Origin of the sequence: Brachybacterium paraconglomeratum (genome assembly GCF_039541415.1) — a bacterium.
Classification (GTDB): Bacteria; Actinomycetota; Actinomycetes; order Actinomycetales; family Dermabacteraceae; genus Brachybacterium; species Brachybacterium paraconglomeratum_A.
In genome coordinates this window covers 90,734-106,655 of the sequence record NZ_BAABGE010000005.1, presented here as the reverse complement: position 1 = coordinate 106,655, position 15,922 = coordinate 90,734, and the positions used below count along the sequence as shown (strand labels likewise).

At 68.0% G+C, this 15,922-nt stretch carries 15 protein-coding genes; 9 read left to right on the top strand and 6 right to left on the bottom strand.

The annotated features are described in order from the left end of the window. Window positions 1-79 precede the first annotated feature (79 nt). The 3 genes from ABD893_RS08060 to ABD893_RS08050 all read left to right on the top strand — a co-directional run bounded on the left by ABD893_RS08060 (window position 80) and on the right by ABD893_RS08050 (window position 4,428). Window positions 80-1,783, top strand: a complete 1,704-nt coding sequence (locus ABD893_RS08060) for a glycoside hydrolase family 13 protein (RefSeq protein ID WP_345078048.1) — start codon at window positions 80-82, stop codon at window positions 1,781-1,783. Between the two features lie 80 nt (window positions 1,784-1,863). Continuing rightward, window positions 1,864-3,120, top strand: a complete 1,257-nt coding sequence (locus tag ABD893_RS08055; protein ID WP_345078044.1) for a carboxylate--amine ligase — start codon at window positions 1,864-1,866, stop codon at window positions 3,118-3,120. A gap of 33 nt (window positions 3,121-3,153) precedes the next feature. Beyond that, window positions 3,154-4,428, top strand: coding sequence for a carboxylate--amine ligase (locus ABD893_RS08050; protein ID WP_345078041.1), 1,275 nt, complete (start codon window positions 3,154-3,156; stop codon window positions 4,426-4,428). A 17-nt stretch (window positions 4,429-4,445) separates the two neighbouring features. Here ABD893_RS08050 and ABD893_RS08045 read toward each other — a convergent pair whose 3' ends face one another. Both ABD893_RS08045 and ABD893_RS08040 read right to left on the bottom strand, forming a co-directional pair. Beyond that, window positions 4,446-5,384, bottom strand: a complete 939-nt coding sequence (locus tag ABD893_RS08045; RefSeq protein ID WP_345078038.1) for a hypothetical protein — start codon at window positions 5,382-5,384, stop codon at window positions 4,446-4,448. Beyond that, on the bottom strand, window positions 5,374-5,955 hold the full coding sequence (locus ABD893_RS08040; protein WP_345078035.1) for a GNAT family N-acetyltransferase: 582 nt from the start codon (window positions 5,953-5,955) through the stop codon (window positions 5,374-5,376). The genes ABD893_RS08045 and ABD893_RS08040 overlap by 11 nt, the downstream gene beginning before the upstream one ends. Before the next feature lie 24 nt (window positions 5,956-5,979). On the opposite strand from ABD893_RS08040, the gene ABD893_RS08035 reads away from it, so the two are divergent. The 4 genes from ABD893_RS08035 (at window position 5,980) to ABD893_RS08020 (ending at window position 9,930) form a co-directional block, all read left to right on the top strand. Next, window positions 5,980-6,465, top strand: a complete 486-nt coding sequence (locus ABD893_RS08035; RefSeq protein ID WP_345078032.1) for a YbhB/YbcL family Raf kinase inhibitor-like protein — start codon at window positions 5,980-5,982, stop codon at window positions 6,463-6,465. A gap of 198 nt (window positions 6,466-6,663) precedes the next feature. After that, a complete protein-coding gene (locus ABD893_RS08030; protein WP_345078477.1) occupies window positions 6,664-7,911 on the top strand; it encodes a glycosyltransferase family 4 protein in 1,248 nt (415 codons plus the stop codon). Then, entirely contained in the window at window positions 7,908-8,615 is a 708-nt protein-coding gene (locus ABD893_RS08025; RefSeq protein ID WP_345078028.1) for a TVP38/TMEM64 family protein, read from the top strand. Before ABD893_RS08030 ends, ABD893_RS08025 begins: the two co-directional genes overlap by 4 nt. A gap of 31 nt (window positions 8,616-8,646) precedes the next feature. Further along, window positions 8,647-9,930 (top strand): glycosyltransferase, encoded by a 1,284-nt coding sequence (locus ABD893_RS08020; protein ID WP_345078025.1) that lies wholly within the window; start codon window positions 8,647-8,649, stop codon window positions 9,928-9,930. Here the strand turns inward: ABD893_RS08020 and ABD893_RS08015 are convergent. The 4 genes from ABD893_RS08015 to dnaK form a co-directional block, all read right to left on the bottom strand. Next, on the bottom strand, window positions 9,914-10,354 hold the full coding sequence (locus ABD893_RS08015) for a heat shock protein transcriptional repressor HspR (RefSeq protein WP_345078023.1): 441 nt from the start codon (window positions 10,352-10,354) through the stop codon (window positions 9,914-9,916). The genes ABD893_RS08020 and ABD893_RS08015 overlap by 17 nt on opposite strands. A gap of 85 nt (window positions 10,355-10,439) precedes the next feature. Continuing rightward, a complete protein-coding gene (locus ABD893_RS08010) occupies window positions 10,440-11,456 on the bottom strand; it encodes a DnaJ C-terminal domain-containing protein (protein ID WP_345078020.1) in 1,017 nt (338 codons plus the stop codon). A 138-nt stretch (window positions 11,457-11,594) separates the two neighbouring features. Further along, window positions 11,595-12,272 (bottom strand): nucleotide exchange factor GrpE, encoded by a 678-nt coding sequence (locus ABD893_RS08005; RefSeq protein ID WP_345078017.1) that lies wholly within the window; start codon window positions 12,270-12,272, stop codon window positions 11,595-11,597. Continuing rightward, window positions 12,272-14,143 carry a molecular chaperone DnaK gene (gene dnaK, locus ABD893_RS08000; protein ID WP_345078013.1) on the bottom strand — a complete coding sequence of 624 codons (1,872 nt, stop codon included), beginning with the start codon at window positions 14,141-14,143 and terminating at the stop codon, window positions 12,272-12,274. The genes ABD893_RS08005 and dnaK overlap by 1 nt, the downstream gene beginning before the upstream one ends. A gap of 424 nt (window positions 14,144-14,567) precedes the next feature. On the opposite strand from dnaK, the gene ABD893_RS07995 reads away from it, so the two are divergent. Further along, on the top strand, window positions 14,568-15,524 hold the full coding sequence (locus ABD893_RS07995) for an alpha/beta fold hydrolase (protein WP_345078010.1): 957 nt from the start codon (window positions 14,568-14,570) through the stop codon (window positions 15,522-15,524). Next, the gene (locus tag ABD893_RS07990) at window positions 15,514-15,915 is read left to right on the top strand and encodes an MmcQ/YjbR family DNA-binding protein (RefSeq protein WP_345078007.1); all 402 of its coding nucleotides are present in this window, start codon (window positions 15,514-15,516) and stop codon (window positions 15,913-15,915) included. The genes ABD893_RS07995 and ABD893_RS07990 overlap by 11 nt, the downstream gene beginning before the upstream one ends. Window positions 15,916-15,922 lie beyond the last annotated feature (7 nt).

Below are 15,922 nucleotides of genomic sequence, written 5' to 3'. Positions count from 1 at the left end.
CCGCACCCACCTGGCCCGTCGGCACGGGCCAGTCGGTGCGGCGCGTCGCATCACCCCCTGTTCCACCGGAAGGACCGCCATGACCCCCCAGACCTCCCTCGCTGCGCGCACCGCCGAGCAGCAGACCTCCCCGGACCTGCAGTGGTGGCGTGATGCCGTCGTCTACCAGGTCTACCCCCGCTCCTTCGCCGATTCCGACGGCGACGGCATGGGCGACCTGCCCGGCGTGACCGCCCGCCTGCCCTATCTGCGCGATCTCGGGGTCGACGCGATCTGGCTCTCGCCCTTCTACACCTCCCCGCAGAAGGACGGCGGCTACGACGTCTCGGACTACCAGGACGTCGACCCCCGCTTCGGGTCGCTCTCCGACGCCGACGAGATGATCGCTCGCGCCCACGAGCTGGGTCTGAAGGTCATCGTGGACATCGTCCCCAACCACTCCTCGGATCAGCACGTGCTGTTCCAGCAGGCGCTCGCGGCCGGGCCCGGCTCGCCCGAGCGAGACATGTACGTCTTCGCCGACGGCAAGGGCGAGGACGGGGAGCTGCCGCCGAACAACTGGACCTCGATCTTCCACGGCCGCGCCTGGACCCGCGTCACCGAGGCCGACGGCACGCCCGGCCAGTGGTACCTGCACATCTTCGACACCAGCCAGCCGGACTGGAACTGGGAGAACCCGCGGGTGCACGAGCTGTTCCAGGACGTGCTGCGCTTCTGGCTGGATCGCGGCGCCGACGGCTTCCGCGTGGACGTCGCCCACGGCATGATCAAGCCCGAGGGACTGCCGGATGCGACGGTCAACTCCGCCGGGCTGATCGACATCCCCGAAGGCGAGGTGCCGATCTACTTCGACAACGACGACGTGCTGGACATCTATCGCGAGTGGCGCCCGATCCTCGACTCCTACGAGGGCGACCGCATGATGGTGCTCGAGGCCTGGATCCCCGAGCACCGCCTGCCGCTGTACATCGGCGACGAGAAGGCGCACCAGTCCTTCAACTTCGGCTTCCTCCAGGCCCGCTGGGGAGTGGAGACGATGCGCGCGGCGATCGAGAAGCCGCTCGCGCTGGCCGATGCGGTGGGCTCCCCCACCACCTGGGTGCTCTCGAACCACGACGTGATCCGGCATGCGAGCCGCTACGGCTTCGCCCCGGACTACGAGTTCGGCGAGGGGCTGCGCCGCGACGAAATCCCCGATGCGGAGCTCGGCCTGCGCCGCGCCCGCGCCGCGACCCTGCTGATGCTCTCCCTGCCCGGCTCCGCCTACCTCTACCAGGGCGAGGAGCTGGGCCTGCCCGAGGTCAGCGACATCCCCGACGAGCTGCGCGAGGACCCCTCCCATCTGCGGGCCGGCGTGCCCGGCCGCGACGGCTGCCGCGTGCCGCTGCCGTGGACGCAGGACGCACCGGGCTACGGCTTCTCCCCCACCGGGAAGAGCTGGCTGCCGCAGCCGGAGGCCTTCGGTCCCCTGGCCGCCGACGCCCAGGACGGGGTGGAGGGCTCGACGCTCGAGATGTACCGCACGGCGGTGCACCTGCGTCGCGAGCTGGGCTTGGGCCGTCCCGATGCCGCGGTGGTCTTCGCCGAGGACCTCCCCGCCGGAGTGCTCGGCGTGATCCGCGGTGACGTCACGATCCTCGTGAACACCACCGACGCTCAGGTCGAGCTGCCGGCCTCCTCGGTCGCAGGCGATCTCGCCTCGGCCGAGGTCCTGGTCGCCTCCGCCCCCACCTCCCCGGGCACGGTCCCGGCGGATACGGCGGTGTGGCTGCGCACCTCCTGAACGTCGCACGGATCACGCCCGGCCGCCGGAGGACGCCGTCCTCCGCGGTCGGGCGTGATCGCGCCGCTAGGATCGCCTCCATGCGTCCTTCCCCCTCGGTCGACCCCGGATTCGACGTCGTCGTGCTCGGGGCCGGGCTGAACTCCCTGAACCTCACCATCGCTTTCCACCAGCAGTACGGGATGCGCTGCACCACGGTGGTGCGCATCCCGGTGGCGATGAATGAGCACACCGTCACCTCGGATCTGCTCGTCCTCGGCGCCGACGCGAGCGATGAGGACATGCGCGATGCGCTCATCGATCTCGCCTCGCAGCGCCCGGCCGGTCGGCCGGCGCTGCTGCTGACCAATGCGGACTCTCTGATCGATTTCATCGATCGCTTCCGCACCGATCTGGAGCAGCATTACCTGCTGGCCCAGGTCGATGCGCCGCTGCTCTCCCGCCTCGCCGACAAGGCCGAGTTCGCGGAGATCTGCGAGGAGCTCGGCATCGGCACGGTGCCCACGGTGATCGTCGACTTCTCCCGCACCGAGGAGCCCGACTGGAACGGCGGGGACGAGCTCCCCTGGTCCTATCCGGTGGTGGGCAAGGCAGCGAACACTGCGGAGTACCACCACGTGCAGTTCTCGGGGAAGAAGAAGGTGTTCTTCCTGGAATCCGCTGCCGAGCAGCAGGACCTGGTGCGACGGCTGCGGCAGTCGGGCTTCACCGGCCGTTTCCTGTTCCAGGAGCTCATCGAAGGCGATGACACCGCTCAGCGCTCGATCACCGCCTACCGCAGCAGCCGCGGGAAGGTGACCCTGCTGTGCGCCGCCCAGGTGCTGCTGGGAGAGCACACCCCCGAGGCGCTGGGTCGTCCTGCGGCGATGGTCACCGGTGACTTCCCGACGCTGACCGCCGCCGCCGAGAGATTCCTCGACGCAGTTGGCTACGTCGGCTTCGCGAACTTCGATGTGAAGGTCGACCCTCGCACCGGCCGGGAGTGCTTCTTCGAGATCAACCCCCGCATCGGCCGCAACAACTATTACGTGACGGCCGCCGGGGAATCCGTGGCCCGCCACGTGGTGGAAGATCGCGTGCACGACCGCGATCTCGAGCAGGTGGTGGTGACCGCGCCGGTCCTCTACACGATCCTGCCGCTGCGCCTGGTGCTGAGCTATGTGCGCGATCCCGCTCTGCATGAGCGAGTTCGGCGCGTGGCGCGCACCCACCTGCGCAATCCGTTCCGGTACGGTCCGGAGGGTTTGTGGATGCGTGCCTATTCGGTCGTCTCCGGTCTGAACTTCGTGCGCAAGTACCGCGCCGTCTACCCGCGTCCCACCGACACCGGATTCTGAGCTCCGGTCCGAGCCCCTGGAAGGTCCTCCCTCATGCCCGACACCCCGCCCCGCCCCTACGCCGCTCTGCCGAGCTCTGAGGTCGATCTGGTGCTGCTCGGTGGCGACATCGGCATCTATGCGCTGGCGCGCGCCTTCCACGAGAAGTACGGCACCATCTCCACCGTGGTGACCCGCAAGGTCGCCGGGCCGGTCGCGGACTCTTCGATCCTGCGCACGGTCGAACTGGGGATGTCCGCCTCCGAGGAGGACATGGTCCAGGCGCTGCTCAAAGTCGGTGCGGACAAGGCGTCCCGCCCCTCCGGCACCCGCCCGGTGCTGCTGGCCAATGCCGACTTCCTGGTCGCGCTGATCGCCGCCCACCGCGAGGAGCTCGGCAAACTCTTCCATCTGCCGCTGCTGGACGATGACGTGCTGCACGCGGTCGCGGACAAGGCGACCTTCTCCGAGATGTGCACCGAGATCGACGTGCCCACACCCCGCACCGTGGTGCTCGACTTCGCGTCCGGGACTGCCCCCGAGGTGCCCGAGCTGGACCTGGGCTGGCCGCTGGTGGCGAAGGCATCTCGATCCTCGGCGTACAACGCGGTCTCCTTCCCCGGCAAGCGGAAGGTGTTCGAGATCGAGGATCTGCACCAGCTGAAGGACCTGATCGGCCGCCTCACCGCCGCTGGCTACCGGGACCGCTTCGTGGTCCAGGAGATGATCCCAGGCGATGACACCGCGATGCTGTCGGTCACGGCCTATGTCGATACGCAGGACGCGGTCACCCTGCTGGGAGGCGCTCAGGTGCTGCTCGAGGAGCACACCCCGGGGGCGCTGGGGAACCCGGCGGCGATGTTCACCACCGACCTGCCCGAGGTGTTCGAGCAGTCGGTGCGCTTCCTCCAGCACAGCGGATACCGCGGGTATGCGAACTTCGATGTGAAGATCGATCCGCGTGATGGGGTCGCGAAGTTCTTCGAGGTGAATCCCCGTATCGGGCGCAACAACTACTACATGACCGCGGCCGGTGCCAATGTCGCCGAGCCGGTGGTCGCGGACCTGATCGAGGAGCGCGAGCTGACGCGCCTGGTGCCCCGCCAGGAGATCCTGTACTCGATCGTCCCCTGGCCGTTGCTGCGGCGCTACATCGTGGATCCGGATCTGCGGGATCGGGTGCAGCAGATCCGCGCTCACGGGACCACCCATCCGCTGGCCTATGGGGTCGAGGGCAGCAAGCGTCGGCTCTATGTCCTCGCGGCGATGGCGAACCAGGTCAAGAAGTTCCTGCAGCATTACCCGCGGCCTTCGGCGCACGGCTTCTGAGGCGAGGGTCTGCGTGACTACGCACGCAACGCATCATCCGCCGCATCGACAGCCGGCACGCTGCCCCTCACGGGCACGCACGCCGCACTGAGCAGCTCCAGCCGACCCGCCTCGTTGAGGTCCTCAACCCGCAGCTTCTCCATCGTGCTGATGTATTGCGACCAGTCCAACTTCTGTTCCGCCATGTCCCATAGGGTCTCGAATTCGCCGAGCACCATTTCGTGGAGTCTGCTCGAGCGATGGAGCTCATAGGTGAAGAACTGGTTGGCGGTGATCTTCCCGTGGTCTCTATCCCGGTTATGCATGTAGGGGCCGGTGACGATCTTGTCATCGACTTTGTACGTGTCGTTGAAGAGAGGCTGGTTCACGAACCTGACTTCGATGTCATCCATGCTTGCGCTCCCGCGACCATGCACCATCGCGTTGAATATGGCGACGTAGTTGTCGGCCACACGCTCATGCCCGCCGTAGACAAGGCGGAAAGATTCCGTCCATGGCGGGACGATGAGCAACCGGATCGACACCCCCCGGTCTGCCACGGCTTCCACCTGCTGCACCAGCGATCGCGTCAGGATGTGACGGTAGCCGACCGCCCAGAACGCTCGGTCGCAACTCTCGAGAAGCTCGTTCAACAGACCCGCCCGGTCGAAGTGGAGGTTCGAGATGCCGAGCTTCGAGATCCCCTCGAGGAACAGGTCGTTCTGATGCTGGCGGAACTTGACGAAGGTCTCGGCGGCGAGCACCAGCACGGAGGCCATCAGGGAGGTGGAGATCGCCAGCCACAGGTTCGCAGAGAATCCGGACGACTTGGACGAGTCCAGGTAGAGCAGGATGAAGACGCCCGTGAGCACACTGAGCGCGAGCAGTGCGTAGACATTGGACTGCAGGCGATAGGCGACGATGCGTCCCAGGAAACCCAGCCTCTCTCGACCGCCACGGTTCTTCTCACGCGCCATCGTCCGCCGCCTCACGTCGCGGGGGTCGCGCCAGATACAGGGTGTCGACGCCCCGACCTCGGCCGTCCGGGATCGTGTGCACGACGTCGATCCCAAGCTGCTCCAGGAGCGCCAGATGTCCTGCATTGGTCGACCAGGTGCGCGTCGCGACACCGTGACCGTGGTGGTCGGCGTCCTCGAGGAGGAGTTCGTACATCTCCCGTGTGAGGCCCTGCCTGCGATGGGCGCGCTCGATGATGACAGTGCTCACGTAGTAGTAGAGGCCGGGCGGTGCGGACGCTTCTTCCGGCAACCGGTAGTTCTTCCGGAAGCTCATGAAGCCGACAGCTCTCCCCTTCGTTCCGCGAGCAATGAGGAAGTATTGCGTGCGCATCGAGTCGAAATACTCGCGAGGGCCATCCGGGTCCAGCTCGCTGACAATGAGATCGGATTGGACGCTGGAAGTACGTGCGGACAGCGGCGGAATGAACTGCCCGTCCGCGTCCCGGAGGATCTCCCATATCGAATCGAGGTCTTTCGGGTCGAGGCCATGCCGCGGCGGATCGATCCTGCTATGTACTCGCTCTTCCATATGACAGAGATTACACTGAGCGCCATGACTGCCCAGGATCCGTTCGTCATCCATTCAGCCGCCACACCCGATGGCTCCGATGTGGCGCCGCAGCAGCTGGTGGAGGCCCTCGGCGGTGAGAACCTCTCCCCCGACCTCCGCTGGAGCAACGCTCCGGAGGGGACCCGTTCCTTCGCCATCACCTGCTACGACCCCGACGCCCCGACCGGCTCGGGGTTCTGGCACTGGGTGGCCTGGGATCTTCCGGTCTCGGCGACCTCGCTCCCGCTCGGGGTGCCCCGGGAGGATCCCTCGCTGAAGCAGGCGCGGAATGATTTCGGCAATCTCGGCTACGACGGCCCGGAGCCGCCGCCCGGCGCTCCTCACCGCTATCAGTTCTCTGTGCACGCGATGCCGGTGGAAACGTTGGGGGTTGATCCGCAGGACCCGCATATCGGTGCCCGCTTCGCGATCTTCTCCCAGCAGCTCGGTTCCGCCTCCTTCACGGCCCGTTACCAGGTGACAGCCTGAAATACTAGGGGGAAACACTCCGCGACGGGTCGGGCGCGCCCCGTATCACCGCATCGCCACCGGTCGTAGGCTCAAAACATGAACAGCCGGACAGCTCAGGGTGCGCCTCAGGACCAGATATCAGACTTCGGTCTGATACCTCTCCACCGCACGGGGGACGTATCCCCGGAGGCAGAGTGGAAGGCTCATAGCGTGAACATGTTGACGAAGCTCCCCGGCCCTCTCACGGAGACCGATTCTCACCGTCCCCTGCGCGTGCTGATCACCACCGATTGGTGGGAGCCCGTGGTCAACGGCGTGGTCGCCTCCGTCCAGACATTGCGCCGGGGGCTCATCGCGCTCGGTCTCGATGTGCGGGTGCTGACGCTCTCCCAGGGCATTCGGCCCCATCACGAACCCGGTGTCTATCGCATCGGCTCGGTCTCCGCGGCGATGCTCTATGACCGTGCGCGGATCGGCATGCCCTCGAGCCGCCGCGTGCTGCGCGACATCCTGCAGTGGCGCCCCGATGTCGTCCATTCGCAGGCAGAGTTCTCCACCTATGTGTGGGCCCGGCGCATCGCCCGCACCCTCTCGGTGCCACTGGTGCACACGTACCACACCATCTATGAGGACTACACCCACTACTACTCCCCCAGCAAGACCATGGGTCGCAAGTTCGTGGAGTCCTTCTCCCGCCGTGTGCTCGCGGTGACCGACGCGGTGATCGTCCCGACCGCGAAGGTCGCCGACCTGCTCACCGGCTACGGCGTGCATCAGCCCCTGCACGTGATCCCCACCGGATTGGACCTGGACAAGTTCCGCCCGGCGCGCAGCGAGCAGGAGCGCGCCGACATCCGAGCGCTGCGCGCAGAGCTGGGGATCGCGGAGGGTCAGAAGGTGCTGATCTCGATCTCCCGGCTGGCCAAGGAGAAGAACCTTGACGAGGTGCTCGAGATGGTCGCTGCCGCGAACCGTCCCGATACGGTGCTGGTCATGGTGGGCGATGGACCCTATCGGGCCGAGCTCGAGGCGCATGCGCTCTCGCTCGGCATCGCAGACCAGGTGCGGTTCACCGGAGTGGTGGACCCGGCCGAGGTCCAGCGCTGGTACCGCGTGGGGGATGTCTTCGTCAGCGCCTCCCTCAGCGAGACCCAGGGACTGACCTTCATCGAAGCGATGGCGGTCGGGCTGCCACTGCTGGCCCGCCGCGATCCCTCGCTCACGAACGTGATCCTCGACGGACTCACCGGTTGGCAGTACGAGGATTCCGCACAGTTCTCGGCGCACCTGGGCGCGCTGCTCGATGATCCGCTGCGACGCGAGCAGATGTCTGTGGCCGCGCTCGAGCACTCCCACGCCACGTTCGGCGATCAGGAGTTCGCGCGCAAGGTGCTGGAGGTGTACGAGCAGGTCCATGCCCAGCGCTCCCCGCTGATCCTCCGCCGGCAGCCGGTCGCAGCATGAGCACCAGCACGGACACTCTCCCCGTCGTGCAGGCCACCTCCGCGCTGCCGACCCCGACCCGTCCACGGGCTGCCACACGGTTAGACCGCCCGCAGGCTGCAACCCCGGTGGCTCACCCGCGCCGGGATCCGCTGCGGATCGCCGCCCGGTTCTCCCCGCTGCTGGGCCTGGGCCTCAGCATCGGACTGGTCTGGTGGGGGCTGCAGAGCGGGGTGCTGCAGTCGCTCGAGAACCTGCAGGCGTTCATGGACTCGCTGGGAGCCTGGGGACCGATCGTCTTCCTGGTGGTCTCCGTCGCCTCCGTGGTGTTCCCGATCGTTCCCGGCGGGCTGCTGGTGCTCGCCGGCCCGGTGCTGTTCGGGGCGGTCGAGGGCACGCTCTACAACTACGTCGCCGTCTCCGCCGGCTCGATGCTGAACTTCCTCATCGCCCGGCATGTCGGCCTGTCGCTGATCGAGCGGATCTTCCGCCCGCGCACGGTCGAGAAGTTCCTGGGCTGGACCCGCAGCCCCCATTTCACGCGCGCCTTCGCGACCGCGATCGCGCTGCCGATCGCCCCGGATGATCTGCTCTGCTATATCGCCGGCACCACCAAGATGCGGTGGCGCACGTACGTCTGGATCATCCTGCTGTGCAAGCCCTGGGCTCTGATCGCCTACGGCCTCGGCGTCAGCGCGCTCGTGATGCGCTTCCTGCCCTGGTGACACTTCCTGCCCTGGTGAATGGAGCCACGACATGTTCATGAGATCTCGCGCCCTGCGGCGCCCCGCCCGCTTCCGTGACCGTGCCCTGCGCCATCTGGACCAGTTCGCCCGGATCGCGCTGCCCGGAGGAGGCCCCCGCGGCGGCCAGCGTGAAGACCCGCGCAGCGATCGGGACCGAGCTCAGCTCGGGGACCGGCCGCTGCGAGTGCTGATGCCGCGCGGGCTGACGGGCCTGGCCCGGGAATCGGGCATCGGCGCCGCGATCCGCCATCAGGAATCGGCGGTGCGCTCCCTCGGGCACCAGGTGGTCACCTCTCCCCTGCGTCCCTTCGACGTGGTCCACCTGAACACTCCCTTCCCCGACACTCCCCTGCTGGCGCGCTGGGCACGGCTGTGGCGGCGCCCGGCGCTGGTGTGGGCTCACTCCACCGAGGACGACTTCCGGGATTCCTTCACGGGGTCGAATCAGCTGGCCCCGCTGTTCCGGCGCTGGATCGCCCACCTCTACCGGCGCGGCGACATCGTCATCACCCCCAGCGGCTACTCACGAGATCTCGTCTCCGCCCCGAAGTACGGGATCACGGCACCGGTCCAGGTGCTCTCCAATGGCGTGGACACCGACTTCTTCCGCGCAGATCCGACAGCCCGGGAACGGCTGCGAGCAGGACTCGGGCTCGCTGCCGACGCCCCCGTGGTGATCAGCGTCGGGATGCACCTTGTCCGCAAGGGGATCCTGGACTGGGTGGAGGTCGCCCGGCAGCTGCCCGAGGTGAGCTTCGTCTGGTACGGGCGCACAGATCCCCGGCTGCTGACCGCCGAGGTCCAGCGGGCGCTGGCCAGTGCCCCTCCGAACGCCCGGTTCCCCGGCTATGTGAACGCAGAGCGGCTGCGGGAGGCGTATGCCGGGGCCGACGCCTTCGTCTTCCTCACCAAGGAGGAGACCGAGGGGATCGTGCTCTGGGAGGCGCTCGCGACCGAGGTCCCGGCACTGGTGCGCGGGATCCCGCTGTACCGCGACGCGATGCCCGACGGGGTGCTCACGCACCAGGTCGCCGGAGACGGGCCCGAATTCGCGGGTCAGGTCGCCCAGAAGCTCACCGCGCTGCTCACCGGGGAGCTCGCGGATCTCACCGCCGCCGGGCGCCAGGCCGCCGAAGGGGTGGACCTGGCACAGGTGGCCCTGCAGCTGGAGGAGATCTACCGCCTCGCCGGGGTGCTGCCGCAGCGCAGTGAGCGTCCTGCCAGCAGTTCGCCGTCGCCGGCCGAGACCGGGAGTCACGACACGGCGAGCGGCGAGGTCACGACCGGCGCGTAGGCCGCCACACCACCAGGGCGCTGCCGCTGCTGCGCCGGCGGGGACGCTCACCACGGCGCAGCGCGCTGATCTCGCCATCCCTGTCGGCGGAGAACACGCGCCGCTGGGCGGGGGTCATCGCGCCGAGCTTCTCGCGGACGTTCTCGAGCTTGCCCGCCAGGTCGCTGACCTCGTCCTGCAGCTCGAGGATCCTTTTGATGCCGGCGAGGTTGATGCCCTGGTCCTGGGAGAGGGCCTGGACCTCCTGGAGGCGCACGACGTCACGGGGGCTGTAGCGGCGGCCGCGTCCCCGGGTGCGCTGCGGGACGACCAGTCCCAGCCGGTCGTACTGACGCAGGGTCTGCGGGTGCATCCCGGACAGCTCCGCGGCGACCGAGATCACGAAGACCGGGGCGCGGTCATCGAGACGGTGCGGGGAAGCCATCGGATTGCTCCTTTCGAAGCTCTGCAGCGGGCGGGTGCTCTCTCGGCTCGGTGTGCTCAGCGGGCCGCGCGCGAGACGCGGATGCTCAGCGGGCAGCGGCCTCGGTGAGGCCGGCACGAGGGTCCTCGTCGGCCAGTGCCGCGCGCAGATCCTCAACGGCCTGCTTCGCCGCACCCTCGACGTGAGTGGGGACCGCAACCTGCACGGTGACATGGAGGTCGCCGGTCTTCTTCGTGGTGACCAGCCCCTTGCCTCGCACCCTCAGGGTACGACCGGACGGGGTTCCCGGCGGGACCTTCACGGAGACGGAGTCGCCGTCGAGCAGCGGGACCGCCACGGTGGTGCCGAGCACCGCCTCGTCGAAGGAGATCGGGACCGTGATGCGCAGGTTCACGCCGTCGGCGCTCCACACGGGGTGCTCCTCGACGTCGAGCGTCAGCAGCAGGTCACCGGCGGGGGCGCCGCCGGGGCCGGGCCGTCCCTTGCCGCGCAGGCGGATCTTCTGCCCGTCATGCACTCCGGCGGGGATGCGGGTGGTGATGGTGCGGCCGTCGACGGTCAGGCGCAGATCGGTGCCCAGCGCCGCGTCGCGGAAGCTGACCCGGGTGCGGGCAGAGGTATCGGAACCCTTCGCAGGGGCGCGGTTCGGCGTGAAGCCGGTGGGGGCCCCGCCGCCGAATCCGCCGCCCTGGCCGCCGAACATCTTCAGCAGATCGTCGATGTCGGGGTTGCCGGCGCCGCCGCCGGGGGCGGGGCGAGCGCCGGGGTGCCCGCCGCCGCCGAACATCGAGGAGAAGATGTCCTCGAATCCGGCGCCGCCGGCACCTCCGGGACCGCCCTGGCCGGCGGAGAAGCGCGCACCGCCGGAGCCCATGGCCCGGATCGCGTCGTACTGCTGGCGCTGCTCGTCATCGTTGAGCACCGAGTAGGCCTCGCCGATGCTCTTGAACTTCTCCTCGGCCTTGGCGTCGTCGGGGTGGTGATCGGGGTGGTACTTGCGGGCCTGGGTGCGGTAGGCCTTCTTGATGTCCTGGGCGCTCGCGTCCTTGGAGACGCCGAGGACCGCGTAGAAGTCCTTGTCGAGCCAGTCCTGTTGGGACATGTGCGTCTCCTTCCGGGAGCGTGGGGTGCTGCGGGTGCTGTTTCGTGGCGGTGAGGAGGTGCGGGCCCGCTGGCCGTGGAGGTCAGCGGGCACCGCACCGTCTCCGGGTGAGGCGGATGCCTCAGGGAGTAAGTCGGATCAGGCGGGGCCGCGGGTACCTACCCGGGCCGGTCGCAGGATCCGCTCGTTCATCGCGTAGCCGGGCTGCATGACGAGCGAGATGGTGTTGGTCTCGACGTCATCGGCGTCCTCGTGCATCAGGGCTTCGTGAAGGTTCGGATCGAACTTCTCCCCGACGGCACCGAAGCGCTTCAGGCCATGCGAGCCGAGGACTTCCTCGAGCTTCTGGGCGATCGAGTGGAACGGGGTGCCGTCGACGATGTCGCCGTGCTGACGGCCCAGCTCCACATCGTCCAGCACGCCGATCAGCGAGCCGAGGACGCGAGCCACTGCCGCTTCCTTGCTCACCTCCGCCGCGCCCTCGATGCGCCGACGCGAGTTGACGTACTCCGCCTGCTCACGCTTGAGCTGCTCGGAGAGCTCGGTGACCTTCCCCTCGAGCTCGGCGACGCGTCCGGCGTCGGCCGGGAGCGAGGAATCCTCCCCGCCCTGGGCGGCCTGATCGAACAGGGCCGCGGCCTCGGCGTCGAAGGGATCGACCGGCTCTGTGCCGCCCTGCCCCTCCGCCGCCGGGGTGGACCCCGAGGGACGGACGGAGCCGTCCTCGGGGTTCACCTTGCGCTTGTCGGTGAAGGAGAACCTCGGCTCGCCCTCAGGCCGCTCGCGGTCCTCAGGAGTGCTCTGGCCCTCGGTCATCACTTCTTCTCCTCGTCCTCGTCCACGATCTCGGCGTCGACCACGTCGTCATCGTCGGAGCCACCGGCAGCACCGGCAGCGTCCTCGGAAGCGCCCTCGGCGCCTTCAGCACCCTCGGCCTGCGAGTAGATCGCGGTGCCGACGGCCTGCAGGGCCTCGTTGAGGGAGTCGCGCTTGGCCTCGAGGTCCTCGGTCGAGGAATCCTCCTTGGCCAGCACCTCCTTGGACTCCTTGATGGCGTCCTCGGCCTTGGTCTTGTCGCCGTCCTCGATCTTGTCCGCGTTGTCCTTGAGCAGCTTCTCACCCTGGTAGACGAGCTGCTCGAGAGTGTTGCGGGCGTCGGCGTTCTTGCGGCGCTCCTCATCCTCGGCGGCGTGCTCCTCGGCGTCCTTCACCATGCGGTCGATGTCCTCATCGGACAGTGCGGAGCCGCCGGTGATCTGGATGGACTGCTCGTTGCCGGTGCCGCGGTCCTTGGCGGTCACGTGCACGATGCCGTTGGAGTCGATGTCGAAGGTGACCTCGACCTGCGGGATGCCGCGCGGTGCGGGGGCGATGCCGGTCAGCTCGAAGGTGCCGAGCAGCTTGTTGTCCCGGGTGAACTGACGCTCGCCCTGGAACACCTGGATCGCGACGGAGGGCTGGTTGTCCTCGGCGGTGGAGAAGACCTCGGAGGTCTTGGTGGGGATGGCGGCGTTGCGCTCGATGAGCTTGGTCATCACGCCACCCTTGGTCTCGATGCCGAGGGAGAGCGGGGTGACGTCCATGAGCAGGACGTCCTTGCGCTCGCCCTTGATGACCGCGGCCTGGAGGGCGGCGCCGACGGCGACGACCTCATCGGGGTTCACGGACTTGTTGGGCTCCTTGCCACCGGTGAGGGCCTTGACGACCTCGGTGACGGCCGGCATGCGGGTGGAACCGCCGACGAGGACCACGTGGTCGATGTCGGAGACGGAGACGCCCGCATCCTTGATGACCTGGTGGAAGGGTGCCTTGGTGCGCTCGAGCAGATCCGAGGTCATGTCCTCGAACTGCGCCCGGGTGAGCTTCTCGTCCAGGTGCAGCGGACCGTTCTCGGTCATCGACAGGTACTGCAGCGAGATCGAGGTGGAGGTCGAGGCGGACAGCTCCTTCTTGGCCTGCTCAGCGGCCTCCTTCAGGCGCTGCAGGGCGATCTTGTCCTTGGACAGGTCCACCCCGTCCTTGTTCTTGACCTGCGAGACGAGCCAGTCCACGACCTTCTGGTCCCAGTCGTCGCCGCCGAGGCGGTTGTCGCCCGCGGTGGCCTGGACCTGGATGGTGGAGCCCTCTTCGTCCTTGCTCACCTCGAGCAGGGAGACGTCGAAGGTGCCGCCGCCGAGGTCGAAGACCAGGATCTGCTCGTCGTCCTTGCCCTTCTCCAGGCCGTAGGCGAGCGCGGCTGCGGTGGGCTCGTTGATGATGCGCAGGACGTTCAGGCCGGAGATGGTGCCGGCGTCCTTGGTGGCCTGGCGCTCAGAGTCCGAGAAGTAGGCGGGGACGGTGATGACCGCATCGGTCACAGCCTCGCCCAGGTAGGACTCGGCGTCCTTCTTGAGCTTGCCCAGGATGCGGGCGGAGATCTCCTGCGGGGTGTACTTCTTCTCGTCGATCTCCTGGCTCCAGTCGGTGCCCATGTGGCGCTTGACGGAGGCGATGGTGCGGTCGACGTTGGTGACGGCTTGACGCTTGGCGACCTCGCCGACGAGGACATCGCCCTGCTTGGAGAAGGCCACGACCGACGGGGTGGTGCGGGAGCCCTCGGCGTTCGCGATGATGGTGGGCTGGCCACCCTCAAGGACGGCGACGGCGGAGTTGGTGGTACCGAGGTCGATTCCGACGACACGGGACATGGGGGCCTGCCTTTCTGCGACGGGTGCGCCGCAACGGGTTCGTGCACTGCCGACCTTGGGGCCGACGGCAAGACTTGAGCTGTACTCGCTCAAGTAGAAAACTCTGGATCGACGTTGTCAATCTGGAGAGCATCAAACTTGAGCACACTAGACTCAACTTCGACTTGGCCAGGTTCATTCCCGTGCGGCAAGGATGTGGCGCGGCACACTTTTGTAGGGACCGGGCTCGCGGCTCGGGCGCGGCGTCAGCTCTCGTGCTCGGTGCTGTCGGGCATCCTGCCGCTGCGCCTCGTCGAGCCTCCGTCACCGCCGGCTTGAGCACTGTCGGTCCGAGCGCTGCCGGTCCGGGCTCCGCCGGTCCGAGCATTTCCGAGCATGCGCACGATGCTGCACGGTGAGTGCACCTGCTCAGTACGGTGGTGCCATGACTTCTCCCGGCGTCGCTGACTACGCCGCCTTCCTCCCCGCTTCCTGGCAGGAGCGTGTCGAGCCGAAGCCCGCGAGCACGTGGTGGAACTGGCACGGGCACGACGTCCATGTGCTTCGTCGGCCGAATCCCGATGCTCCCGTGCGGGTGCTGCTCCTCCACGGAGCCGGCGGCCACAGCGCAGCACTCTGGCCGATCGCCTCGCTCCTGCCGGAGCAGGAGGTGGAGCTGGCCGCTGTCGATCTTCCCCTGTACGGCGAGACGAGGTCACCGGACCCGGCCGCGGTCCGATACGAGGACTGGGTCTCCCTGCTCTGCGAGTTCGTCGCCGCTGAGGAGGACGACCGTCCCCTCGTGCTGCTGGGCGCCAGCATCGGCGGCATGCTCGCCTACGAGGTCGCCGCCCGCACCGGTCGCACCGCAGCAGTGGTCGCCACCTGTCTGCTCGACCCGCGCGATCCCCGTACCCGGTCCGTCATCACGCGCTTCGGCCCGCTCGGCGTGCTCGGGGGGCCGCTGGCGCGGCTTCTTCCGGTACGTTTCGCTGGACGTCGCATCCGGATGTCCTGGGTCACGGCGCTGTCCAGGATGAGTCGCGATCCGGGCCTGTCGCGTCTGTGCACCACCGACCCCCGGGGAGGAGGCGCTGAGGTCCCGCTCGGATTCCTCGCCTCGTACCTCACCTATCGCCATACGCCGCCGGAACGAATGACCGCCCCGGTGACCCTTGCCCATCCGGCGAAGGATGCCTGGACACCGGTGGAGCTCAGCACCCGGTGGCTCCGCCGGATCGCCGCCCCGGCCGAGCTCGTCATACTGCGCGAGTGCGGCCATTTCCCTATCGAGGATCCGGGATTGCACGACCTGGTCGATGCGGTCGGCCGGGTGACCCGACTGGTTCAAGACGCTGGCAACCGCGCTGCAGAGAATGAGGAGAAGCGCCATGAACGGTGACGCCCTGCAGGAGATCGCCCGTGCCCGCGCTGAGGAGCTCCCGGCGGCGGAGGCGACCCGCCCCTTCGGCCCGGACTACGACGTGTTCAAGGTGATGGGGAAGATGTTCCTGCTGTTCACGGAGGTGCGTGGGGAGCAGATCGTGGTCCTGAAGGCGGACCCTCGGGATTCCGAGGCGCTGCGGCAGGCCCACCCGAACATCACCCCCGGCTATCACATGAACAAGCGCCACTGGATCTCGCTCGCACCGGGTGGGGAGCTCAACGGCGACCTGATCCGGGAGCTGGTGACCGAGTCGTATCTGCTCGTGGTGGAGGGGCTGCCGCGGGCGCAGCGTCCCGTGGATCCGGGGTCCTTCGGCGCACGTTCGGGCGGCGCTCCGTCCCCGTAGACTCCGC